This window comes from Dolichospermum sp. FACHB-1091, from assembly GCF_014697585.1.
GTDB lineage: Bacteria > Cyanobacteriota > Cyanobacteriia > Cyanobacteriales > Nostocaceae > Dolichospermum.
In genome coordinates this window covers 56906-80478 of sequence record NZ_JACJSB010000008.1, presented here as the reverse complement: position 1 = coordinate 80478, position 23573 = coordinate 56906, and the positions used below count along the sequence as shown (strand labels likewise).

Annotated in this window: 24 protein-coding genes and 1 pseudogene; 11 read left to right on the top strand and 14 right to left on the bottom strand. The window is 35.2% G+C overall.

Annotated features, from left to right (window positions below):
* Positions 1-176 precede the first annotated feature (176 nt).
* Positions 177-1250 carry a macro domain-containing protein gene (locus H6G25_RS07180; RefSeq protein WP_190391884.1) on the top strand — a complete coding sequence of 358 codons (1074 nt, stop codon included), beginning with the start codon at positions 177-179 and terminating at the stop codon, positions 1248-1250.
* Between the two features lie 330 nt (positions 1251-1580).
* Here H6G25_RS07180 and H6G25_RS07175 read toward each other — a convergent pair whose 3' ends face one another.
* The 4 genes from H6G25_RS07175 to H6G25_RS07160 form a co-directional block, all read right to left on the bottom strand.
* Positions 1581-2528 (bottom strand): polysaccharide deacetylase family protein, encoded by a 948-nt coding sequence (locus H6G25_RS07175; protein ID WP_190391932.1) that lies wholly within the window; start codon positions 2526-2528, stop codon positions 1581-1583.
* A gap of 118 nt (positions 2529-2646) precedes the next feature.
* The gene (locus H6G25_RS07170; protein ID WP_190391883.1) at positions 2647-4125 is read right to left on the bottom strand and encodes an addiction module component; all 1479 of its coding nucleotides are present in this window, start codon (positions 4123-4125) and stop codon (positions 2647-2649) included.
* 482 nt (positions 4126-4607) lie between these two features.
* Complete coding sequence (locus H6G25_RS07165; RefSeq protein WP_190391882.1) at positions 4608-4976, bottom strand: EamA family transporter; 369 nt, start codon at positions 4974-4976, stop codon at positions 4608-4610.
* Between the two features lie 124 nt (positions 4977-5100).
* Positions 5101-6057, bottom strand: coding sequence for a glycosyltransferase (locus tag H6G25_RS07160; RefSeq protein ID WP_190391931.1), 957 nt, complete (start codon positions 6055-6057; stop codon positions 5101-5103).
* Positions 6058-6135: 78 nt separating this feature from the next.
* Between H6G25_RS07160 and H6G25_RS07155 the strand changes: the two genes are divergently transcribed.
* Positions 6136-8595, top strand: coding sequence for a hypothetical protein (locus tag H6G25_RS07155; protein ID WP_190391881.1), 2460 nt, complete (start codon positions 6136-6138; stop codon positions 8593-8595).
* Positions 8596-8598: 3 nt separating this feature from the next.
* Positions 8599-10128, top strand: a complete 1530-nt coding sequence (locus H6G25_RS07150; protein ID WP_190391880.1) for a glycosyltransferase family 39 protein — start codon at positions 8599-8601, stop codon at positions 10126-10128.
* Between the two features lie 66 nt (positions 10129-10194).
* On the opposite strand, the gene H6G25_RS07145 is transcribed toward H6G25_RS07150, so the two are convergent.
* The 4 genes from H6G25_RS07145 to H6G25_RS07130 form a co-directional block, all read right to left on the bottom strand.
* Entirely contained in the window at positions 10195-11553 is a 1359-nt protein-coding gene (locus H6G25_RS07145; protein WP_190391879.1) for a DUF2079 domain-containing protein, read from the bottom strand.
* Positions 11554-11994: 441 nt separating this feature from the next.
* Positions 11995-12768 (bottom strand): 1-(5-phosphoribosyl)-5-[(5-phosphoribosylamino)methylideneamino]imidazole-4-carboxamide isomerase, encoded by a 774-nt coding sequence (gene hisA / locus H6G25_RS07140; RefSeq protein WP_190391878.1) that lies wholly within the window; start codon positions 12766-12768, stop codon positions 11995-11997.
* Positions 12769-12792: 24 nt separating this feature from the next.
* Entirely contained in the window at positions 12793-13131 is a 339-nt protein-coding gene (locus tag H6G25_RS07135; RefSeq protein ID WP_190391877.1) for a DUF3593 domain-containing protein, read from the bottom strand.
* On the bottom strand, positions 13128-13463 hold the full coding sequence (locus H6G25_RS07130; protein ID WP_190391876.1) for a DUF2499 domain-containing protein: 336 nt from the start codon (positions 13461-13463) through the stop codon (positions 13128-13130). The genes H6G25_RS07135 and H6G25_RS07130 overlap by 4 nt, the downstream gene beginning before the upstream one ends.
* A 110-nt stretch (positions 13464-13573) precedes the next feature.
* Here H6G25_RS07130 and csaB point away from each other — a divergent pair, with 110 nt between their 5' ends.
* The 3 genes from csaB (at position 13574) to H6G25_RS07115 (ending at position 15977) form a co-directional block, all read left to right on the top strand.
* The gene (gene csaB / locus H6G25_RS07125) at positions 13574-14620 is read left to right on the top strand and encodes a polysaccharide pyruvyl transferase CsaB (RefSeq protein ID WP_190391875.1); all 1047 of its coding nucleotides are present in this window, start codon (positions 13574-13576) and stop codon (positions 14618-14620) included.
* A 45-nt stretch (positions 14621-14665) separates the two neighbouring features.
* Positions 14666-15103: a hypothetical protein gene (locus H6G25_RS07120; RefSeq protein ID WP_190391874.1), complete on the top strand. Its 438-nt coding sequence runs from the start codon at positions 14666-14668 to the stop codon at positions 15101-15103.
* Between the two features lie 295 nt (positions 15104-15398).
* Positions 15399-15977: a Uma2 family endonuclease gene (locus H6G25_RS07115; protein WP_190391873.1), complete on the top strand. Its 579-nt coding sequence runs from the start codon at positions 15399-15401 to the stop codon at positions 15975-15977.
* On the opposite strand, the gene H6G25_RS07110 is transcribed toward H6G25_RS07115, so the two are convergent.
* Both H6G25_RS07110 and H6G25_RS07105 read right to left on the bottom strand, forming a co-directional pair.
* Entirely contained in the window at positions 15951-16109 is a 159-nt protein-coding gene (locus tag H6G25_RS07110) for a hypothetical protein (RefSeq protein ID WP_190391872.1), read from the bottom strand. The genes H6G25_RS07115 and H6G25_RS07110 overlap by 27 nt on opposite strands.
* Positions 16110-16124: 15 nt before the next feature.
* Positions 16125-16334: a hypothetical protein gene (locus tag H6G25_RS07105; protein WP_190391871.1), complete on the bottom strand. Its 210-nt coding sequence runs from the start codon at positions 16332-16334 to the stop codon at positions 16125-16127.
* A 152-nt stretch (positions 16335-16486) separates the two neighbouring features.
* On the opposite strand from H6G25_RS07105, the gene H6G25_RS07100 reads away from it, so the two are divergent.
* The 5 genes from H6G25_RS07100 to H6G25_RS07080 all read left to right on the top strand — a co-directional run bounded on the left by H6G25_RS07100 (position 16487) and on the right by H6G25_RS07080 (position 20638).
* Positions 16487-16720 (top strand): hypothetical protein, encoded by a 234-nt coding sequence (locus H6G25_RS07100; protein WP_190391870.1) that lies wholly within the window; start codon positions 16487-16489, stop codon positions 16718-16720.
* Between the two features lie 50 nt (positions 16721-16770).
* Positions 16771-17280, top strand: a complete 510-nt coding sequence (locus H6G25_RS07095) for a DUF29 family protein (RefSeq protein WP_190391869.1) — start codon at positions 16771-16773, stop codon at positions 17278-17280.
* Positions 17281-17591: 311 nt separating this feature from the next.
* Positions 17592-19550: an AAA family ATPase gene (locus H6G25_RS07090; RefSeq protein ID WP_190391868.1), complete on the top strand. Its 1959-nt coding sequence runs from the start codon at positions 17592-17594 to the stop codon at positions 19548-19550.
* The gene (locus H6G25_RS07085) at positions 19547-20173 is read left to right on the top strand and encodes a hypothetical protein (protein ID WP_190391867.1); all 627 of its coding nucleotides are present in this window, start codon (positions 19547-19549) and stop codon (positions 20171-20173) included. Before H6G25_RS07090 ends, H6G25_RS07085 begins: the two co-directional genes overlap by 4 nt.
* Before the next feature lie 180 nt (positions 20174-20353).
* Positions 20354-20638 carry a DUF427 domain-containing protein gene (locus H6G25_RS07080; RefSeq protein WP_137906983.1) on the top strand — a complete coding sequence of 95 codons (285 nt, stop codon included), beginning with the start codon at positions 20354-20356 and terminating at the stop codon, positions 20636-20638.
* A gap of 62 nt (positions 20639-20700) precedes the next feature.
* Here the strand turns inward: H6G25_RS07080 and H6G25_RS07075 are convergent.
* From H6G25_RS07075 to H6G25_RS07060, 4 genes and pseudogenes are all read right to left on the bottom strand, one after another.
* Positions 20701-20877: pseudogene (locus H6G25_RS07075) on the bottom strand (TOBE domain-containing protein); the annotation flags it as partial.
* Between the two features lie 126 nt (positions 20878-21003).
* Entirely contained in the window at positions 21004-21765 is a 762-nt protein-coding gene (locus H6G25_RS07070) for a hypothetical protein (RefSeq protein WP_190391866.1), read from the bottom strand.
* 2 nt (positions 21766-21767) lie between these two features.
* Positions 21768-22235, bottom strand: coding sequence for a deaminase domain-containing protein (locus H6G25_RS07065; RefSeq protein ID WP_190391865.1), 468 nt, complete (start codon positions 22233-22235; stop codon positions 21768-21770).
* A 78-nt stretch (positions 22236-22313) separates the two neighbouring features.
* Positions 22314-23561, bottom strand: a complete 1248-nt coding sequence (locus H6G25_RS07060; protein WP_190391864.1) for a DNA cytosine methyltransferase — start codon at positions 23559-23561, stop codon at positions 22314-22316.
* Between the last annotated feature and the right edge of the window lie 12 nt (positions 23562-23573).

Here is a 23573-nt window from a genome sequence, read left to right as displayed (position 1 = left end):
CATTATTAATATTATTCAAAAATTCCATTAAGTAGTAAAATAATATTTAAAATCAGTTTCTAGTTTATCCAGTGATAGATAACACTAATTGATAATAATTGATTATCAATCAGCAACTACCACAGAGAATATAACAGTATAAACAGCGATTAAAATTATTTAATCCCTTAAAAACAATGATTGAAATTAAGCAAGGCAACTTATTAACAGAACCATCACAAGCCCTAGTAAACACAGTGAATTGTGTCGGTGTCATGGGCAAAGGCATTGCTTTGCAATTTAAACAAGCCTATCCAGAAAATTTCCGCCAATACGAAAAAGCCTGTCGTGCTGGACAGGTGCAACCGGGGCAGATGTTTACCGTCGCTACAGGTAACTTATTTAATCCCCTGTACATTATTAACTTCCCCACCAAACGCCACTGGAAGGGCAAATCTAAATTAGAAGATATCAAAACTGGACTGGTAGCATTAGTCGCCCAAGTACAGCAATTAAACATTACTTCCATTGCTATACCTCCATTGGGGTGCGGTAACGGTGGCTTAGACTGGAGTGAGGTAAAACCCTTAATAGAATCAGCTTTTGCTGCACTTCCAGATGTCCAAGTCATTATTTTTGAACCCAGTGGCGCACCTGCTGTGGAAACAATGCCCGTAGCCAGCAAAAAGCCAAATATGACTCGCGCCCGTGCCTTGTTTATTCGCTTACTGGAATTGTACGGTATTCCTGGTTATGAATTAACCAAACTAGAAATTCAAAAACTCGCCTATTTTTTACAAGTAGCAGGTGAACCCCTACGCCTTGAGTATGTAAAACACAAATATGGACCTTATGCCCATAATCTAAATCATGTTTTAAAACACATAGAAGGGCATTACATTCGCGGTTATGGGGATGGAACAGCCAAGGCAGAAAGCGCGGAAATTTACGTTTTACCCGCAGGTAGAGAAGCTGCACAGTCCTTTTTAGCCAATGACCCATCAGCACAGGAACGGTTAGAACGAGTTAGCAACCTCATAAATGGCTTTGAAACCCCTTATGGCATGGAATTATTGGCTACAGTTCATTGGGTAGGGACTCAAGAAACCAACCCAGTCCAAGATAGTGAACAGGCCATAGAGTTAGTTTATTCCTGGAGCGATGGGCTGCGCCCCATCGTAGATGAACGCAAACGCACCATCTTTAAACCACAACATATACGTAAAGCTTGGCAGCGATTAGGACAGCAGAATTGGTTGGCTGCAAAATAAAAATATAAGGCGATCGCCCTCATCACCAGTATAATTCCCCACTCATTGCGTATTTAGAGATGTCTACTTTATCTGTATTTATTCTGTTCATGCTTTCATCTTTTTTGTCTGAATCAGGATTTAAGGATTTACAGGATTTAATTACGATTATGTGCATCTTCATACAGAATTGGTATAAGCTGAGAAAGATGTAATTTGCATAATTAAAACAGGCAGGATGCCTGTTCCACAAGAGTTTTAGTTGTGAGCAATATACAATCTAAATGTCCAACAGCTTATTCATCCTGTTCATCCTTTAATCCTCGGTATCCTGATTCTGACATTATTTCTTTAAGGTTTCTTGGGTTTTTGGGGTTTTTGAGATTTTGTTTTATTGTGGGCAATTAAAGATGGATACTGATCTTGCATTTCTAGAAGTTCAGGAATAGTGACAAATTCATAACCTTGTTTGCGAAACTTACTAATGATTTCTGGTAATGCTTTAACAGTCTGAGATCGATCTCCGCCTCCATCGTGCATTAATACAATACCACCTGGTTTAGCTTCTCTAAATATATTATTCATTAACTGAGGCACGGCCGGACGTGAATAGTCTTTGGAATCAGATGACCACATAATAACAGCATATTTATTACTTTTAGCATAAGCTACCACCCCATTGGTCATGTTGCCACCAGGTGGACGAAATAGACTAGTTTTCACCCCTGTAGTTTGATAAATTATGTCCCCGGTATTTGCAACTTCCGCAGCGGCTACCTGTGCATTCATGTGATGATACCAGTGATGCCAAGTATGGTTAGCGATAGTATGACCATCTGTAACTATTCGTTTTGTCAAGTCAGGATAATTCTTAACATTTTGTCCGACGACGAAAAATGTGCCTTTGATGCGATTTTTCTGGAGAATATCTAATACTTTTGCTGTACTATTAGGCCAAGGACCATCATCAAAGGTTAGGGCGATAACTTTTTTTCCTGGGGGGAGTTTAGCTTCACTGACAACAATTCCTTGAAAGTTAGTCGGTACATCAGTGGAAACACCTTTTGCTTGTGCTTGTTGTTGCCAGCTAGTCAACATTTCTGTTTTTAAATCCTCTAACCGCTCTTGAGTTACCATCAGAACAGCAGTATCATTATCCTTGGTGCTAACGCTGCGATTTTCAGCGTCAGAGGTGTTACCTTTAAACATGATCATCAAAGCAATGCTTAAAGCACCAGTTAAGCCAAGTATTGATATTAATATTCCCTGCGTCTCAAAAAATGACTTATTATTTTCCACAGCATAACTCCTTGAAGGGGTGAGCAATAAATGATCAGGATCATGACTCTGATGGTAGGTTATAACACATTTCTCTATATACTGAGATTCACTAGCCTGAGATACACAACTAACGTAGTTAACCAAGGTCAAACAGTGTCAATTGCTTATAATTCGCTCTCTGATTGACCTGACTTGTAAAATTACTTTCAGGTTCTAGAGTCTGGGGCTGATCCTTGCCCGTTATCGCTGCGGTTTCCATCAAGGAATCCCGAAACTTCTGACTTCTTTTTAACAAGATTTTCTTCACATCGGAATGTTTCATGTATCGAGTGATTTCAACATCACTCATTCTTGCTAGAATATTGTCAGCAGCATTAGTATCTGAGTGCATTACGACCCCATCATGTCCGGTAAACTTGTCACCATTTCTACTACCCGTTAAAGTAGCAAATCTGGAGTCAAGTTGTGACGTATATGCACTATTAACACTAACAACCGTGCAACCTACACGGGTTGAAACTTGTTTGAGAGCATCCGCAACTACCCCCTTGCACCATGAAGAAACATTTCTCTTGATGCGTTTTTTCAAGGGCTTTTTGCTTTTTATTGCTTCCGTCAGATCTTCAAAAGCTACCTTGATTGCATCAGTCATCAAGTGATATGTAGCTGTAAAAACTATTGTTTGAATCCTACCTTTAAATGATGTTTCTCGGTTGTTCCACTTGATTTTACCGAGGTTATTCCGTTTGATTCTATCAGCTTTGGCACTATTCCCTTTGGCAATAGACTTGTCAAAAACTGATTTGATTTTGTTGCGTTTAACTTGTTTCGCTGTTCTGTAATCAGTTTCTTCTGTTTGGATTTTACCGAAATTATTACCCAAAAATCTAGCACCATCGTTAGATGATGTAGCATAAACTTCTGTATAACCTCTGTCACAGCCAATTATTTTACCTTCGGTCTTTTTTTCGGCTTTTTGAATATCGGTTGTGTAATGTATTTCCCATCTACTATTACGTTTGATTAGCCTTAACTGACATTTTACTTCTGTCGGTAAAGTCGTTGGCAATTTCAGATTTTTACCCTTTGTGAGTCCGCCAAAACGCAGCCACACCACGCCTTTATTATCTAATTTAGTATCAAAAGCCCTAAGAATAATTTGGTTACAAACTTTCGTATGACCTCGATACCAAAACTTTCTCACCAAGGTGCAAAGTTTGGGGTGTTTCAACCATTCACGGCTTTCTAATGTAAGTTGTAAAACCCCTTTTTTAGACTGGAAGGATTGGAATGATTGACCCAAGGATTTCATCACTTTTTCAACACAAGCAGCCTGAACCAAATGGATATTATCAATTACATCATAAAGGGTTGAATCCCATAACTTAGCAGGTAATTGGTACTTGTCTTTAGATGTGCGTAGCTGTTTGTCTATTTCAAATTTAGAAATACCCCAAGCCTTTAACGAGCCGAACTCATTCCACAAGTCAGAGCGTAGTTGTCCTAAACGCAAAGCAATTAAATCAAGTTCGTTAGATTTCCAAGTATTTAGTTTTTTAGTCCCTAAAATGGCGATTCTCGTAACGGTTAACTGATTTTTAACTTTGAGTTTCATAGTCTAGACTGCACTACCTTCTATTAAATCACATGGGCTACTATTTGGCTCGTAAATATTTTGTTCTTAGGCTATTTTTTCCTGGTCGGAGAAAGTAAAGTTTAGACTAGTAGCTGGGTTTTTGTGCTAACACGGGCATAAAGAGCGAGTTCTTTATCTGTTGAGACTGTTTTGATAAATGCTGATTCTGGATATTTCCGATATCCAGCAGGAGAACGAATACATTCTATTTTCCCTAAGTCAGCCCCCTCAAGCGGTTGTCTTGGGGTGATAGTCGAATTGTTTATAAACTTGTTCTGGGGTTAGGTATTTCATCTTGCGGTTAAATACGATTAACCCTAGTATACTACGTTATTTTGAGATTAAATGACTAGACCTAACCTCCAACTCCCTTCACTAGGATAGGAGGAAAGGGGGAGTTAAAACCTCTTCCTTGACAGGGGAGAGGTTTGAAGATTTGTTAGAGTGGGTGAGGACATAGTTTATTTTTTCCAGATTACTAATATCACTCCCGTGACAATTAAACCTAGTCCAAAAACACGGTTGAGAGGAATGGCTTCCTTTAAAACAAAGTAACCTAATAATACAGAAAATATATAACCAATTGATACAGCGGGAGCAGCAACGCTAAGATTGATTCTCGTCAGCAGGAGAATATAAGCTATAGCACCAATACCATAACAGGTTAGTCCTAATAAAAGTTCTGGTGTAGTCACAATACTGAGAATATGACTAATAGCGTTACCTGCATCAACTTTACCTAATTTTGTCGCTCCTATCTTCAAAAAAAACTGTCCACCAACACTAATGATAACTGAAATTAGCAGTAAACTAAATTCTTGGATTGACACAGATATTACCTGAGATATTATATAGAACACAAATACGAATCCATAGGGATTCACTACGCCAATGGTAAACGCTGCTACAGAAACAAGGTTTATCTCGTTGAGATTGAATAAAATGATACTATAGTCATGTTATATTTGAGTTGTCTTTTAAACCTCCAGTTTCCTTTAATGTATAAAGAGGACGACCTTTGACTTCTTCGTATATCCGGCCAATATATTCACCTAAAATACCAATACAAATTAATTGAACTGAACCAAGGAAAAACATGGAAATTGTAATTAATGTGTAACCAATTGTGGGGGAGAATGGTTCGGATAAACGCCAATACAAAACTAATAATATCATAAATAAGGCAATAAAAGCTGATAATATGCCTATATAGGTAGCCAGCCGCAAGGGAACAGTGGAAAAGGAGATAATACCATCAATTGCTAAAGCCCAAGATTTACCAAATGTATATTTTACTGTACCAGCAAAGCGGGGATCTCGTGCAAAAGGTACAGAAGTTTGTCGAAAACCTACCCAAGCACGTAAACCGCGAATGTAGCGATTACGTTCGGGCATAGAATTAAGGATATTTACGACCTGTCTATCCATTAAACAAAAGTCTCCTGTATCTTCAGGAATATCAACTTTAGCCAAACGTCGAAGAATGCGATAAAAAAGATATGCAGTCAAGCGTTTTAGCCAGGTTTCTTGTTGACGAGATGTCCTCTGGGCATAAACTACTTGATATCCTTGATGCCATTTGTCAATCATGGTTAAGATTAATTCTGGTGGATCTTGGAGATCGGCATCCATAACAATGATACATTTACCTTGGACAAAGTTCAAACCTGCGGTAACGGCAATTTGATGTCCAAAATTCCGGGCTAGACTGAGGTAATGGACTCGGTTGTCACAATGATGTAATTCGCGCATCATACTTAAAGAGCGATCGCGGCTACCATCATCTATTAAAATTAATTCAGCGTCACCGTCTAACTGTGCCATGACATGATGTAATCGACGATACATCTCTGTGATGTTTTCTGATTCGTTATAAATGGGAATCACGAGGGAGTAGATAGGTTGGTTGATCATGATAAAATTTTTTGAGAAACTTGAAAATGTTTAAAATTCATCTTTAAAATTTAATTACCTGAAAATCAAAACCTAATGAATAATTACCGTTATCTGAAAATCAATAAAGACTATATCATACTATTAACAATTTGGTTGATAGGATTACTGATAGATAGAACATGGTTTTTCTTAGATGAATCTATTCCATCCTATGATCAAAGCGCCCATTTAACCGCAGCATTGCATCATTATCGAATTTTTCAAAACCTGAATATTTTATCAGGTAATTGGTGGTTATCTCTGTGGGAATTAACCCCCAGTTATCGCGCTCCTTTTGTGTATATTTGTACTGTACCATTTTTGGTATTATTTGGTAAAGGCTATGATCAAGCCAGTTTAGTCAACTTATTATACACAGCTATACTAATTTTATCAGTATATCACTTAGGGAATTATTTATTTAAAAACCGAAAAATTGGCATCACAGCCAGCATATTTTGCTTATTATTTCCCATTATGGGAATTATGCGAACTGATTATTTATTAGATTATGGTTTAACGTCTATTGTCATAGCTACTTTCACCATTTTAACAATTTGGAAAGATAGTCATACTGGTTTTGTATCATGGATATTAACTTTAATCTTGGGGGTAGGAATAGGGTTAATTATGTTAGCTAAACCCACGGGTTTTATTTTTATTCTTATTCCTAGTATCTACACATTAATTATTTTTATCAGCCAACGTAAATTTATTAAACTAATTCAAACAGCCTTATCTTTAATTTTAGCTTGGTTAATTTGTGGTTCTTGGTATAGTTTAAATTGGTTAACTATTATTACTTCTGCATTAAATGCTAATAATGTGGGAAAAGGAGAGGGTGATCCTGCTGCGACAACCATTGCTGGTTGGTTATATTATCCGCAAACTATCCCAGAAACTGTTGGTTTTCCGATATTATTTATGAGTATTGGTATTTTCTTAATTTATCTTTTTAAACATAGATTTAGTCAAAATGCAGTTAAAGATAATTTAGCTAAATCTGCTTTAAATTGGTTATTTATTTTTCTAATTGGTAGCTATGTAATTTGTTCTCTAGGGACAAACAAAGACATTAGATTTATTCTTCCTTCTTTTCCGGTAATTAGTTTAATTTTAGCTTACTTTTTTAATTTAATTGAAAATATCTGGTTTAATAAATTAAGATTAGCAACTATACTATTAAGTGGCATAATTTTAATAAATAATTTGTTTCCTTTACCTCTAATTCAAGCTTATGGAGGAAAACATTTACCAAATAATGAAAGTAAAAAATATCCTCTTGCTGAATTAATCGAGAAAATTCATCAAACTACCCCATATTTAAAAACAACTTTAGGAGTAGTTCCTGTTTCTACACCCCAAGTTAATGAGTTTACCTTAGATTATTTCGGTACATTGGCTGATTTTCGCGTCTATGGGAGAAAATTAACCATGAAATTATCGCAAGTAGACCAAGATTTAGAGTATTTATCTTGGTATGTCACCAAAGATAATGAACCAGACGAACCGGGAGAAAAGGGAGAAACTAAACGCAAATTAAAATCTTTGATAGAAACTTCTCCTGATTTAAAATTACAAAGTGATTGGGTATTACCCCATGGTGATAAATTAAGATTATATCATCGGAAAAATCCTCAGATAGTTGTTGAAAAATTAATTGAAAAATTAAATAATAATCAGCATGATCAGAAATCAGTTACTTTAGAAAAAGTTATAACTGCTAATCAATTTTTAATAGGTAAAAATAACTCCGTTACTTATCAAATAACTGGTTCATGGGATGAATTACAAAATGGTTTGTTACTATTAAAATGGCAAAATGGTCAATCAGCTTGGTATCATGATCATGCAATTGGTCTAGGTAATTTATATTGTGGTATAAAATGTCATCCCCAGGGAAATTTTCGAGTCATTGAGAATCTAGCTACATTTATTCCCCAGGAATTACCACTAGGAAAATATCAACTATCAGCATTCTATTTAGATAGAATTACTGGTAAAATCACACCTTTAAATAGTTCTGACATAACTGTAAATGTTACAGACACAGGAAAAGTAGAAAAAACACCACCGTTAGATTTAGTTTCTCGAATGTCACAATTAGCAGTAGAATTACAAAATGGCAAGTTAGATAATATCTTTGTACAGATAGATAATTTTAATCAATATGACCCGACGCAAGACTATTTAAAACAAATTGAATTTGCTGCTAATTATTACTTAAAAAATCAACCAAATAACTTAAATTGGCGTTATACTCTAGTGCTATCACAACTTTTACAGCGCAAAGCACCGGAATTAATTCAGAATTTAACAGAATTAACTAAATATGATGCAAAAAATCCTTATACTTGGCTTTATTTAGGAGTTGTTTATTTATATGACTTTCAACCCAGACAAGCCGAAAAGCAGTTAATAATGGTAGAAAAAATCAAACCAGATATCCCAGAATTAAAGACTTTAAAAACAGTGACAAATATTATGAAATTTCTCCCCTTAATTCACTTCTAAAATATGAACAATAAACAATGGTTATTAGGGTTATTGGTAGCGTCTTTGGTTTTATGGGTAATGTTTCTGGGAAATTTACCTTTACGAGATTGGGATGAAGGTACTTATGCTATAGTTGCTAGAGAAATTTATCGTACTGGTAACTGGGTTTATCCTACCATTCAAGGAGATCCTTTTTTATTAAAACCACCTTTAATGCAGTGGTTAATTGCTATTTGCTATCATGCAGGAGGAATACAAGAATTTACTACTAGATTTCCGGGAGCATTTTTAACCGCGCTAGGAGTTCCTTTACTTTACTTAATTGGAAGGTTAATTTTTGCAGAAACTTTACCAGCTTTATTTTCGGCTTTGGTTTATTTAACATTATTGCCTGTAGTCCGTCATGGTAGACTAGCAATGTTAGATGGAATGACTATTTCCTTTTTCTTATTATTATTATTTTGTGTTCTCAAAGCGCGTCATGATAGAAAATATGCTGTTGGTATCGGATTTTGTTTGGGTTTAATTACTCTGACAAAGGGAATGTTAGTAGTAGTTTTAGCAGGAATAGCAGGTTTATTTATCATTGCTAATAAACAATTAGCTATATTTAAAAATCCATTTCTATGGATAGGAATGTTTTTAGGAAATTTCCCTGCTATTGCTTGGTATTTTGCCCAATGGCAACATTATGGTAATATTTTCTTAGAAGTGCATTTTCAGTCTCAAGCTTTTGATAGACTGGGAAAAGCTGTAGAAGGTAATACCGGTCCGATTTGGTATTATTTACTGGAAGTGATAAAATATGGTTTTCCCTGGTTGTTATTTTGGCCAGGAGGCTTATATTTAAGTTGGAAAAATCGTCATACTGCTTGGGGTTGTTTAACTCTCATTGGTACAATTGTTTATTTTGCCATAGTTTCTTTAATGAGTACCAAATTACCCTGGTATATTATGCCCATATACCCATTTTTAGCTTTAGCAATTGGGGCTAATTTAAGTTATATTTGGCAGGAAGAGAAGTTTAAAACCAGATTTTTGACAGGATTTTTTGCATTTTTAGTTATTATTGGTTTAGTAGGTTGTGTTTATTTTAGTTTAGTTGATAAACAGCCATTGTTAATTGTTATGAGTATGATTTTAGCAGTGACTATGGGAATCACATCATGGTTCATTAATCAGCATAACCGTCAATTTATCCCGGTTTTATTTGCGGGAATGTATTTAGTTTTAGCAATGTTAATGAGTTCCCAGTCATGGATATGGGAGTTAAATGAAAAATTCCCCGTTTTACCAGTTGCAGCATTAATTAGGGATAATATTCCACCAGGAACAGAAATTTATACTTCTTTTCCTGATGGTCGTCCTAGTTTAGACTTTTATAGTGATTGTCAAGTTATTCCTAAATCTCTTGCAGATTTACAAGATAAGTTTGTTCATAAATCTTATTTGTTGGTGGATAATGACACCTTGCAGAAAATGAATTTAAAGGAGAGTAAAATTATCGGGGAATCAGAAGGTTTTAAATTGATTTCACCGCTAATTAATTAGAGGATGTACAATACAGAAATTCCAGACCCCCGATTTTAATTCACCACTACCAGAAGATATTTTACGTTAATTTTTTGTGAATAAATAAATATCATCTTGTTGATATGTCAATTTAAATCTTGGCTTGTTGTTTAATTGATTTACTAAACTTGTTGCAAATTCTTGATTACTTGCCCAACCTGGATGACGGACATTTAACAATATATAATCAAAAATATTCAAATCTTGATTTGGAAAATCTGCATTTGTAAATTTAATTAAATCCCGGTTACTTAAATGTGGGGTAATTTGCGCCGTTGTGTAAACGCTACCCTGATTTTTGACCAGAGAAATTGCTTCTCTTGTAGCTGGCAAATTATCTATAGACTCTAAATATTTACCTGTAAAATGGGTAAATTTTGCCAAGCAGAGAAATGTAATTAATGACCAGATAATGATTCCCCGTTTATTTTGTAGTAATCCCTTACCTACAGTCAGACTAGCAATAACAGCCAATATCAAAAATGGTAAAACTGGTAGTGAATATTGGTGTATTAAGTCTTTTTGTGATTGATCATTAGAAAGTATATTCATCACTAAACAAGGAATTGCACCTACTAAATAAATTATACTTTTATATGAAAATCCCCAAAATACAGGGATTAGAAGCAGAAATAAATAGAAAAAATTATCAGAAGTAAAAATATGTTTTAGTATCATGACTGGATTAGAAAACAAAGTTTGAAAAGCTTCATTGAAGGAGCTTCCTAAATAATTATACCGACCGAGATGACGTTCTACAGAAGCCATTTCAGCACCAAAAAAAGGAATAATTAATTTAGTAGTAATTACAAACCAAACAACACCAGAAATAATAGCAATTACACCATACAAACGCCGCTTTTCACATAACAGTAAGCATACTCCCATTGCTAAGATTGTCAGAGAGAATACTTCTTTACAAGCCAGTACAAGAATAACACTAATACAAAACTTCCACATCTTTCTCTCTCTAGCTGCAAAAATCATCGTCAAAAGTGCGGGGACGGCAATACTATCTGGGTGAAAATCAAATAAGTTAGCATTATACAACACTGGATACAATAAATAAGCAGTTGCTACTGCTATAGCTTGACTTTCTTTCAATCCTGCTTGAATGGCTAGATACCATGTAGGTAAAGCACCCAAAGATAAAGCAGCAGACTGTACTGCAAATAGCCAATAGACACTAGGGTAAATTTTGTATGGTAAAGCTAAAGGGTACAAAATAAAAGCAGCATGATCACCAAGAATATGAAATTTAAGGAAAGAAGAAATAGGCACTTTTCCCTGACTAATTAAATAAATTGCTTGGTCAAAAATCCCTAAATCAAAAGCGGTTGATTGAAATAAAGCGTGTCTTAAACTGCTAGAAGCAAATAAAATGAAAGCACTTATAGCAATCATCCAACTAATAGTACCAAGTCAGTTTTTATTTTTCCCAAGATTTAATTCCATGTATTTTACCATTTTGAAGTTTTTACTTAAAAGCGATTCCTGCGGAGCGCTTCGCTATCGCCTTTGGCGCTGCGCTTCACACAATCGCACTTCTCCACTATCATATAACTAAGAGCGATCGCTTTGGTAAGCTTTGCTAAACGACACCTTTCTCATTAGTGATCACAAATGTTACAATGCAGCTATGTTGTAAATCAGGGTTACAAACCTGACTTCTCAGAGAATTTAGGGATCTGGGGTTAAACTGTTAATATAGTCTGATACTAACAATACCCTGTCCAAATTGAAAAAAGTCTTGATTTGTAGGTTGGGTTGAGGTATGAAACCCAACATGAGCGTCGGGTTGCGCTGTCGCTTAACCCAACCTGCGAAAAATGGACAAGCCGTTGATTAAGCAAAGCTAGAAATACCGAAATCTGGTGGTATATCTTGTATTCTCCCCGGTCCAATGGCCTGTAATCCTTCTTTGAGGATAATATCACCAGTATACAAGGCTTTACCCACTATCACACCTGTTACACCTTGGGGTTCTAAGGCTGATAAACTTAATAAGTCAGTAACAGAACTTACACCACCAGAAGCAATTACGGGTATGGAAATGGCGGCAGCAAGTTCTCGTAATGCGTCTAAATTTGGTCCTTGTAATGTTCCGTCTCTGTTTATATCAGTATAAATTATCGCTGCTGCTCCTAACTCCTGCATTTGTACTGCTAGTTGGGTAGCTAATACTGATGAGGTTTCTAGCCAACCACGAGTAGCAACTAAGCCGTTACGGGCATCTATACCAATAATAATCTTTTCAGGAAATTCTTGACAGAGTTCTTGGACTAGTTGGGGTTGTTCAACTGCGACAGTTCCCAGAATTGCCCAATCTACTCCCAGATTGAATAATTCTACCACACTTGAGCGATCGCGTAATCCCCCCCCAACTTCAATGGGTATGGACAGATTATTTCTAATGGCTGCAATGGCGGCCAAGTTAACTATTTTACCAGCTTTTGCCCCATCTAAATCAACTAAGTGTAATCTGGTCGCGCCTTGGTCTGCCCACATTTTCGCCACTTCTACGGGATTTTCGCTAAATACTTGGGATTGTGCGTAGTCTCCTTTATATAGTCGCACACAGCGACCTTCTAGTAAATCAATTGCGGGTATTACTTCCATAATTTGTCCGTTCTCCGTTGTCCGTTAACTGTCACCTGTTCCCTGTCCCCGTGGCGTAGCACCTGTTCCCTGTTCCCTGTTGCCTAATTCTTGTACTGCTTGACGGAAGCCTAAGACTAGTAAGATGTTAGCTAGGGTTAAAAAGGCTTCTGCACCGCCATGTAACCAGTCTATATTGGCTAATTGTTCTCCATACTGCACTTTGGCGTAAATGCCGGCGGGAATGGTGACGGCGACAAATACCAATGTGCCGTAAAATCCATATAGGGCTAACCGTGGCATTTGTGGACTGCGGCTGATAAACCACAGGAAACCCAAGTAGGGAAACAGAGAAAGGGCAAAGAGGGTTTCTTTTGATATCATTGTTCTGATTTGATGGTTTGTGTCTTAATGGGGCTTGTAGCTTTGGTAGAACGCCAAATTATATAAGCTGCCGCCCAAAGGGTAAAGTTACCAACTAATGTCATGGTAGCTTGTAAGGTGACTAACCATTCTAGGGTTTGGGAATTGTCGAAGTAATGCCAAGTACAAGCACACATTGCGCTAATTAAAGCTGGTAACATAGCAAAGGACAATCCCCACCAACTCCGATTTTCTGTTAGTTCACCATATATCCAAATTAGCCATATTGCGGTTATCCACTCAAGGACGCTGGAAATATGAATTATCCAGGTGGGAATTGAAAGTACGTGCATAATTATCAGTGGTCAGTGGTCAGTTGTTAGTTGTCAGTGGTAGATAACTAGGTTAAAAAAAATTGGTAGTCCAAAATCTAAAATCTAAAATCTAAAATCTAAAATTCAAAATGGCAAAAATGCGGGTTTTATTGTCTGGTTATTATGGTAAGGGTAATGGTGGTGATGAAGCTTTGTTAGCCACACTTCTGCAAATGTTACCACTTGATGTTACTCCTGTGGTGCTTTCTGGAAATCCTGAAGAAACTCATCGTCATTACGGTGTGGAATGTTACAACCGTATGGGGGTTTTATCAGTCTTCAAGGCTTTGCGCTCTTGTGATGCTTTTATTTGGGGTGGTGGTAGTTTAATGCAAGATGCTACTAGCGTAATTAGCCCTTTTTATTATGGCGGATTGATGGCTTTAGCTCAAGTTATGGGTTTGAAAACTGTGGCTTGGGGACAGGGTATAGGTCCTTTGTTGCGTTCCCAAACTCGATTTTTAGCCCAGCGGAATTTTGCGGGTTGTACTCAAGTCAGTGTGCGCGACGTTGCTAGTTCTCGGTTATTATCAGATTGGAGTATAGCCCATATCCTTGCCCCTGACCCGGTTTGGGCGTTAAAATCAAAGCCAGTACCGGAATTAGCAGATTTACCAAAACCGAGAATTGCGGTTACTTTAAGAAATCATCCTCAATTAACAGAAAATCGGTTAACAAATTTAATTCAAGCCTTAGTTAATTTGCAAAAAGAAACTCAAGCCTTTATTTTACTATTGCCATTTCAAAAAAGTGAAGATATAGGAATTGCGGAAAAAATTCATACTCAATTACAAGATGTGAGTAGAGTTATTTGTTCCGAAGATCCACAAATTTTAAAAGGTGTATTTCGCGGTGTGGAAATGTCCATAGGAATGCGTTTACATAGTTTAATTATGGCAGCTAGTGAAGGTTCTCGTTGTTTTGCATTGAGTTATGATCCTAAAGTCAATCATTTAATGGAAGATTTAAAAATACCTGGTTGGGATTTACATAATTTACCAAATGATGTAGAGTTAATTAGTAAAACTTGGATTGATTATTATCATCATGGTGCGGCTTTGTCACCTAATAAAATTCAATCTTTAGTAAATGGAGCTTTTTTGCATCGGGATTTGTTAAGTAAAGTGTTAAAATGAAATTTCCGAATAGGTGAGTCATTTCCTAGTTATGAGGTTATATAGATGTATTATGCTGATATGGCAGTACACGGAAAAGATAGACATTTACAGCTTTTAGTGGAAGTTAAAAATAAACGTAGTGCATCTAAAATTTGGGCTGCTAAAATGCGACGCAATATGTATGCTCATGGGTTACTTCCAGAAGCACCTTTTTTTCTATTAGCACTTCCAGATAAATTTTATTTGTGGAAAAATATAGGTTTATCTACTGATTTGATAGAGCCAGATTATGAAATTAACCCTGAATCTTTTCTTAAGCCTTATTACCCTAAAGCTTATGCTCCCAACTATGAAATTAGTAGTGAAGGTTTTGAGCTAATAGTTTCTGCTTGGCTTCATCAAATATTAACATTACCATCTGTTGATTTACTCCCGGAAAATATGGATTGGTTAGTAAATTCAGGTCTATTTGATGCTATTCACCACGGACACCTAAACTGATCTTGACTTTACACCCCAGGATGCTATTGTTTACGCTTCGGTTGTTGAACATTTGAATAAGTCAGGTGAACAGCAATGTTGCTTTATTAATAGAAATTCTAAGGACTTCGATAATCCAGATATTCAAGAAGCTTTAGATAAATATAATTGCCGAATATTATTTAAATTTGATGCTGGATTTGGCTATATTAAAAATCAAATCGGGATTGTCTAACTAACTTAAATTGTGATGACAAAACCTGCAACTTGCTTTATAATTTAGTTAAGGTTGATATCATCCTCAAGGAGATTGATTATGACAGCTATCACAGTCAACTTAAACCCCATTATCCAACTTACCGAAAACCAATTTTATCAACTCTGTCGAGAAAATCCTGAAGTCAAATTTGAACGCAATACCAAAGGAGAAATATTGATCATGTCACCAACCGGAGGAGAAACAGGAAAACGTAATGTGGAAGTTGCAGCAGATTTTGTGTTTTGGAATCGTCAAACTAAATTAGGAGTTTGTTTCGATTCTTCCACTTGTTTTAAACTTCCCAATGGTGCAAATCGTTCTCCTGATGTTGCTTGGATAAAAAAAGATAGATGGGATAAACTTACAACAGAAGAACAGGAAAAGTTTCCACCAATTGCTCCAGATTTTGTTTTAGAATTAATGTCACCCAGTGATAGTTTGCCAGAAACACGGGCAAAAATGCAGGAATATATGAATAGTGGAGTTAAATTAGGTTGGTTAATTAATCGGAAAATGGGTCAAGTTGAAATTTATCGTCTTGGTAAACCAGTAGAAATATTAGACTTTCCTCAAGAATTATCAGGTGAAGATGTTTTACCAGGATTTATTTTAAATATGGAAATTATTTGGGGATAGAAAGGTTTTCCCTAAAACGGCTAAGGTGCGTAAACCTTCAGGTATTTCATGAAGCCTTGTCAAATCATCAGCATATTTATTTAGTTGTTCCGGTGGGATACCTGTACGGACAATTACAATTTCACTGCTCATATTATTATTGAATCTTTATAAAAGATGAAAGTGTTCAAAAGCTTCTCTAATTAATGGCAATCTATCTGGAGGACAAGGATAAACTCTTGGTTTTCCTTGAGAACTGCGTTGAGATGCTTTAATTGCAAGTCCTAACTGTTCTTTAGCATGAGCAATCCAACAGGTTTTAACTGTTACCTGATGTTTAGTTTTGATGTAATGCTGGAGTTGCTTGTAAGTAGTCATACTTGAGAATTGATATTACCTAAGATGAAGATATTAAGGAAGATATTAAGATTTTAACGCACCTTGGAGAATTGGCAGAGGGATAGTAGTTATAATTGTAGGAGGGGCTATTTCATCGAAATCAGTCGGGTAGGCTTACTACAGCTTTAAGTATGAGTATAAACACACAATTTCAAGCTAGGGTAAACAACGGCAAAATTGAAATTCCCGTTGAGTATCAAGAACAAATATGCAGCGCCGAAATAGTGCAAATCGTGATTTTGCAACCTGCACAAACACAGAAACACTTTCCACCAACGGGTATTATCGCCCAGTTAACAGCAAATCCCATGCAAATATCAGGGTTCAAGCCACTCACCAGAGAGGAAGCAAATGAGCGCTGGTGAAATGATGCGATGTTTTATTGATTCCAATATTTGGCTATAAGTAGGTAAACATGACGCAAGAATTAATGGAATTAAGACAAAGTATCTTAGAAGGGCGTTATGATGATGCCTTAGAAATTCTTGATGATTTGGAGGATATGAGCAAACAGGGAACTTTGCGAAAAATAGAAGCTTTTTTAGTCAGGTTGGTTATTCATCTGATTAAAAATCAAATTGAACAGCGTTTAACTAATTCCTGGATTGCTTCAATTTCTGATTCTGTGATTCAAATTGCCAAATTGAATATTAAAGATCATCAAAAATCCTATTATATTAAATCTGATCAATGGGGTAAATATTTAGGAGAATCTGTAGAAATGGCAATTCGTCCCGCTAGTGCGGAGATTTTTGGTGGGACTTTAAAACCGAGTCAAGTTTCTCAAAGATTACAAGAAAAAGAATTAATTGATTTTGCGGAAAATCTTTTGTTGTTAACTTATGAACATCAACCTAAAGAGTTAGCGAAGATGATTGATAATTATTTAGCACAATTACCAGGAGGTGAAGATTGGTTTGAGTAATTTTGGTAAAACTAAGTTGTTTGAAGATAGTGAAGTAATGAATAACCAACTTGGCGTAGATATATGCTTGTGTTGTCTTCATGATGATAAGATATTGAATGAACCACGAAGGAGCGAAGACAGCGAAGAAAGAAGAGTTTTAGAGAGTTTTTGCGTTAGTTCTGGTAAATTGTGTTTGTTGGATATTTTTTGTTATAATCTAGGTAAGCTGGTTTTGACAATTACCCAGGGTTTTGTATTTTACTATCTTGTGAAAGAATTTAACCTATAATTTATTCGGATTAATTTTAAAAAGTGAACGGGATAAACTCATGTTTATTAGTATTGATCAAATCAAAGAGTCTCTTAAATATTTGGAAAAGGTAGATTCTTTTTGGGGAATTACTTTTTTGAAGTTTAAGCAATTACGATTACCAGTAGGTACTACTATTGAAATATCTCTACATTCAGAAATTGAAGATTTTTTAGAAAATCACTATAAACCCTGTAAGGAATCAGCATATTTTTATAGATGTTTCGGGTTGCCAAAAACTAAAAATAGCTGGATGACACATCATAAATGGATAACACTTAAACGATATATAGATTATTTTATTATAGAAAATATTGATACACAAATATTTGGTCAAGCATTACTAAGTCATCAAGTTAATGATGATAACTGGGGTTGGAAAGATAACTATATTGAAATTTTGAAATCTTGTTTATATAACAATCAAGTAATTCCTGCTTTTCATTTAGCCGTCTGGATATATCGTGAAAAAGAATGGACATCTGAAACAACACCAGAAGATATTCCAGAAGATATTATTGAACATTTCAAAAATGATTTTTTGTTAAATGATGAAGAAATCAATCAATTGTTTGATATTTCTATTCCTGAAGGAATTAATCGAAATCAGCTTTTTCAAGATAAAGTAGTGTCTTGGGAAGAATTAAAAACTGTTATTGGTAAACCTCCAGATATTCTACCCGAAGAAGGTACTTTAACTTATTTAGAAATACAAGGTGTAGGGGCTGCAAAAAAACTTTGTTTTGAACCAGCAGAACGACTGAGTTTAATTACAGGTGATAATGGATTTGGTAAAACTTTTTTACTAGAATGTGCTTGGTGGGCTTTAACTGGACAGTGGGCAAATTTACCAGCATATCCAACGCAAACTGCAAGTGATGATGAACCTGTAATTACATTTCAAATTTCTGGAGATTCTGAATCTGATACAGAGAGTATTTCTTATAATTGGCAACTTCAAAGATGGAATGAAATTAAAAATCGCTCAACTATTCCAGGTCTTTTAATTTATGCGAGAGTAGATGGTTCTTTTGCCGTATGGGACACAGCAAAACAATATTTATCATCTTCTTCACGGATTAGAAATATTGATAGAAAACCACTTCCTTTTGTGTTTACAAAAGATGAGTTATGGAATGGTCAAAAAGATGAAAATGGTAATACTTTTATTAATGGATTATTGCAAGATTGGATTCAATGGCAAAGTAGACCAGATAAATATCCATTTGACACCTTAGTAAAAGTATTAGCACGTTTATCTCCTCCAGAACAGGGTGATTTAGGAATTTTGAAACCGGGAGAACCTGTTAGACTTCCTTATGATGCTAGAGAAATTCCCACCATAGAACATCCTTATGGAACTGTTCCCATTATTCATGCTTCCGCAGGGGTACAGCGGATAATTACAATGGCTTATTTGATAGTTTGGGCTTATGAAGAACATAAAATACAATCAAAACTTATCCGCAGAGAACCACAGAAGAGAATGGTTATTTTAGTAGATGAATTAGAAGCACATCTTCACCCCCAATGGCAAAGGGCTATTTTACCTGCTTTATTAGATGTGAGAGATGATTTAGCGTCTGATTTACAAGTGCAAATTATGGTTGCTACTCATTCTCCTTTAGTTATGGCATCTGTAGAACCTAGATTTGATCAAAGAGTTGATAAGTTATTTAGTCTAGAACTGGTCAAAAGCGATTTATTAATCAATGAAGTCCAAATTGAGGAACTTCCTTTTATTCGTCAAGGTGTGGTAGATTATTGGTTAATGTCTGATGTTTTTAAATTGCGTCATTCGCGTTCTTTGGAAGCAGAAAAGGCTATAGAAGCAGCGAAAGTTTTACAATTGTCAGATAATCCAAATTCGGAAGATGTGGCAAGAGTATCACATGATTTGGCCAGGTATTTATCAGAAGATGATAGATTTTGGCCAAGGTGGGTTTATTTTGCAGAACAGCATGGAGTAGATTTATGATTCCTGTTAAACCCCAGCCTGAACCTGATGATTTTGACGAAAAAGTTAGACAACCAGGTTTGGTTTTCTTGAGTAAAGTTCCTAATCCTAAAACAGAAGATTGGAAAAAACACGATTATTGGGTGAAATCATTGCCTGATTTATACACATCTTATAATAAAATTTGTGCCTATTCTGCTCAATGGATTCCCCGTCCAGAAGGTAGTCCAAGTGTTGACCATTTTCTTCCTAAATCTCCTAAACCTGAATTAGCTTATGAATGGCATAATTTTCGTCTTGCTTGTTTAAGTTTAAACCAAAGAAAGGGAACACAATTAGATGTTATTGACCCTTTTGAATTACCTGTAAATAGTTTTATTCTAGATTTTCCTTCTCTTATTATCAAGCCTAATCCTGAACTTTTATATCCGCTCAAAGGAAGAGTAATATCAACAATTAATCGCTTACAATTAAATGATTATGACAAGTGTATTGACGGAAGATTAGAATGGCTAAAAACTTACTATGAAGATAATTCTAGTTTCGACTCTTTAAAAAGGAAAGCTCCATTTATTGCTTATGAATTAGAACGTCAAGGATTAGTAGAAGTAGACAAGATAGCATACATTATGGGGGTGAGATAGTTTTATATATTTAAAAACATTGTTAGTTTTTTATATATGTAATAAATCTTAATTGATTAATGTATTATTTGTGATTTGTGAATGGAAATAAATTACAGTAGAAAAAATATTTCAGAACTTATGAGTACAAATTCTCAATTTAGATGTCAGAATATAAATTGTGAACTTTTTTAAACTCAAATCATGAAAGCAATTTGGAATGGTGCTATTCTAGCCGAAAGCGATAATACCGTAGTTGTGGAAGGAAATCATTATTTCCCTGCTGACTCTATCAAGAAAGAATATTTTCAAGACAGCAGCACTCACAGCACTTGTTCTTGGAAAGGGGTTGCTAATTATTATAGTATTCAAGTTGATGGTCAAGTTAACAAAGACGCTGCTTGGTACTATCCTAGCACCAAAGAGAAAGCTAAAAATATCGAAGGTTATATTGCTTTCTGGAAAGGTGTAAAAGTGGAAGTTTAGTACACAAAAATATCCCGGACTTCTCCAAGAAGTCCAATATCTGAATTTTGAAACCAGTCTTTCTAATCCTTTGCAATGACAATATCATTAGATTTAATCACAGCATAGGCTTCCGTCCCTTCAGATAATTCTAACTCCTCTGCGGAAACTCTAGTAATCATTGAGGTTAATTGGACTCAGTGAACAATTTCTCAGGTTATTTCAGTATTTATAGTTCCTGTCGTGACTGGTTTCACAACCCAAAGCTAGAAATACCAAAATCTGGTAGAAATATTAGACTTTCCTCAAGAATTATCAGGTGAAGATATTTTACCAGGATTTATTTTAAATATGGAAATCATTTGGAGATAGATATTAATATTATGTTATTTATCAACTGCCAAAAATCTCAATAACAAATTTTGTTTTTCCAAATCTATATTTCTTTGAGGCTGATTATTCTTGACTACTTTCCAAAAACAGTTTCGGATTTTAGTAATATGTTTGGTCATTTTATCAACTCCCTTTAAAGTATGAATACTTTTAGGTAAACGTCCACAAAAAACAGATGGAACAACATCTAATAACCACCAGTCAAAGAGTTCCCGTCTACCTTGCGAACCTGGAAAAATAGCATAACCCTGGAAGCAATCATCTAAAATGTTTAATATTGCTTCTCTGGTTTTCACGGATTCCAGCACTTGCAGCATATTCTCAAAAACATCAACAGCTTCATCAAGAGCCTGATATTGTCCTAAATAATTCTGATAATTCTGAAATGAAATGTTTAAATTTGACTGATAATTATCTTGAGGATATATCAAACTTTGAAAAAGATACTGAAATGTATTACCAGTTATTGTCTCACGAGGTAAATAACTTTTAATCGTTGGTTGTACAGCGATTCCCATAACTATGGCCATAAAGAAATAGCAATAACTTATATCTAAACTATTTTTTTCTTTTTCTATTCCATCAAATACTGTGATTAAAGAATCTTCTAAACTTATTCCCTGAATGTTTTTCTCTTCATATAATTCTGCATAGGAATATCCCTGAATTTTCTCTATGACTAAACGTAAAGAATCAGGAATTTCAGCAGATAAAATGAGAGGATAATTTTCAAGTTTACATGATATGAATGTCATAGTTAATTGCTACTCGGAGGATAAGGATATGTCCAGGAGATAGTTATTTTTATCTCAGGAAATTTTTGACGAAACTGATTTATAACACCTTGACAACTTTCACAAGGTTTTCTTTCTGTGTAAAGATACAATTGCCCTCTAACGCTTTTATTATCGTTATTGTAGATAAATTCTAAAGTTTCTGCAATAGCTGATAAAACCTTATATTCCGCATCAGTATCCATAATACGTTTTGAGTGAGAATCTACAGCAGGTTCAAATTGTCCACCCTTTGACTTAGGTTGTGGTAGAGGTGCTGGACTTTTGGCTTTAGATGTTGCACCCATTCCAAAAGCTTTACCATCTTCTAATCTTACCTCGACAATAGCAATATTACCTTTCGGAAATGGTCTGTTACGATTAGGATATATCTCTGGAAAATATATATCTCGAATATTAGCCGCATCTGAGATTAAATTTGGTTCTTCCATATTGGATTTATAATAATAATCAAATAATTAATTTAGCTACAATAAAATTGCTGTATTAGCTAAATAAATGCTAAATATTCATTTTTTTCTGGTTCTTGGTTCTATAACATGAGGGTTTACTCCAAAATATTTCGCTGCTGCTGACATATCAAATGTTAATAAGTTAATATCCCCTAAGTCTTTAATACCTTGAGGTTGAGAAGATTTGATATCTAAAACTTGAATAATTTCCTCTGCGACTGCTTGCGCTAAAAGCGGGGGAACAGAATTACCAATTTGTCGAAAACCATGCCATTTTGTGGGATGAAATCTAAACCAATCAGGATAGGAATGTAAACGCGCAGCTTCCCTCACAGTAATACATCTGGGAATAAAAGGATGTATGGGACGAGGAGAAGTAAATGCACCTTTATTACTAGGTGTTCCCGCTCTTAAGGTATTACATAAACCATGAGGATCAAGTTTATGAAAACGACTGATTGATTCGATTTTACCATGGGGTGTAGAGGCAAATCTTTCCATAGATTCGGGTGAGTGTTTACTTCTTAAACTTGATGTGAGTAAATTATGATCATACTGACGTTGATAGGAATAGTTATTTTTGACAATTTCCAGATTACGCAGTTTTTTAGCATAATTACTAGGATTACTAAATTCAGTAATTATCCAATCTTGTTGATATAATTCTGGATAGTTTTCTATGACTGGTAAATCTTGTAATGCGTCCCAAACTGTCGGAGATTTTTGATTAGGGAATGTAATTTTTTCTGGATATTTTGGAACTTCTATATTTTGACGTGAACCGAGTAAAAATAACCTTTCCCGATTTTGTGGGACTCCATAATTAGCTGCATTTAAAACTTGATAATTTGCATTAACTTGATAACCACTTTCGGAAAATTGACTAATGATTTCTGCAATAAATTCTTTATGTTTCCCGACTGTCATTCCTTTGACATTTTCTAATACAAAAAACTTAGGTTGTAATTCTCTAACCAACCTAATAAAATGGAAAACTAAAGAGTTTCTGGGATCATCAAAAGAACGTTTTCCGATTAATGAGAAACCTTGACAGGGTGGACCACCAAATACTACATCAATTTCTTGATTAGCAATTTGAGAACTATTCCTAATTTCTTCCCCTGTTGTTTCTTCCACGCTTTTACATAATACAGTCCAAAAGGGAAAATTAAATTGATGAATTGCACAATGAATTGGGTCTATTTCCACAGAAGCAAGGACATCAAACCCAGCTTGTTCAAAACCTAATGTCATCCCTCCTGCACCTGCAAATAAATCAACTGCAATTGGTCGTTTTTTGGCCATTTTAACTATTAT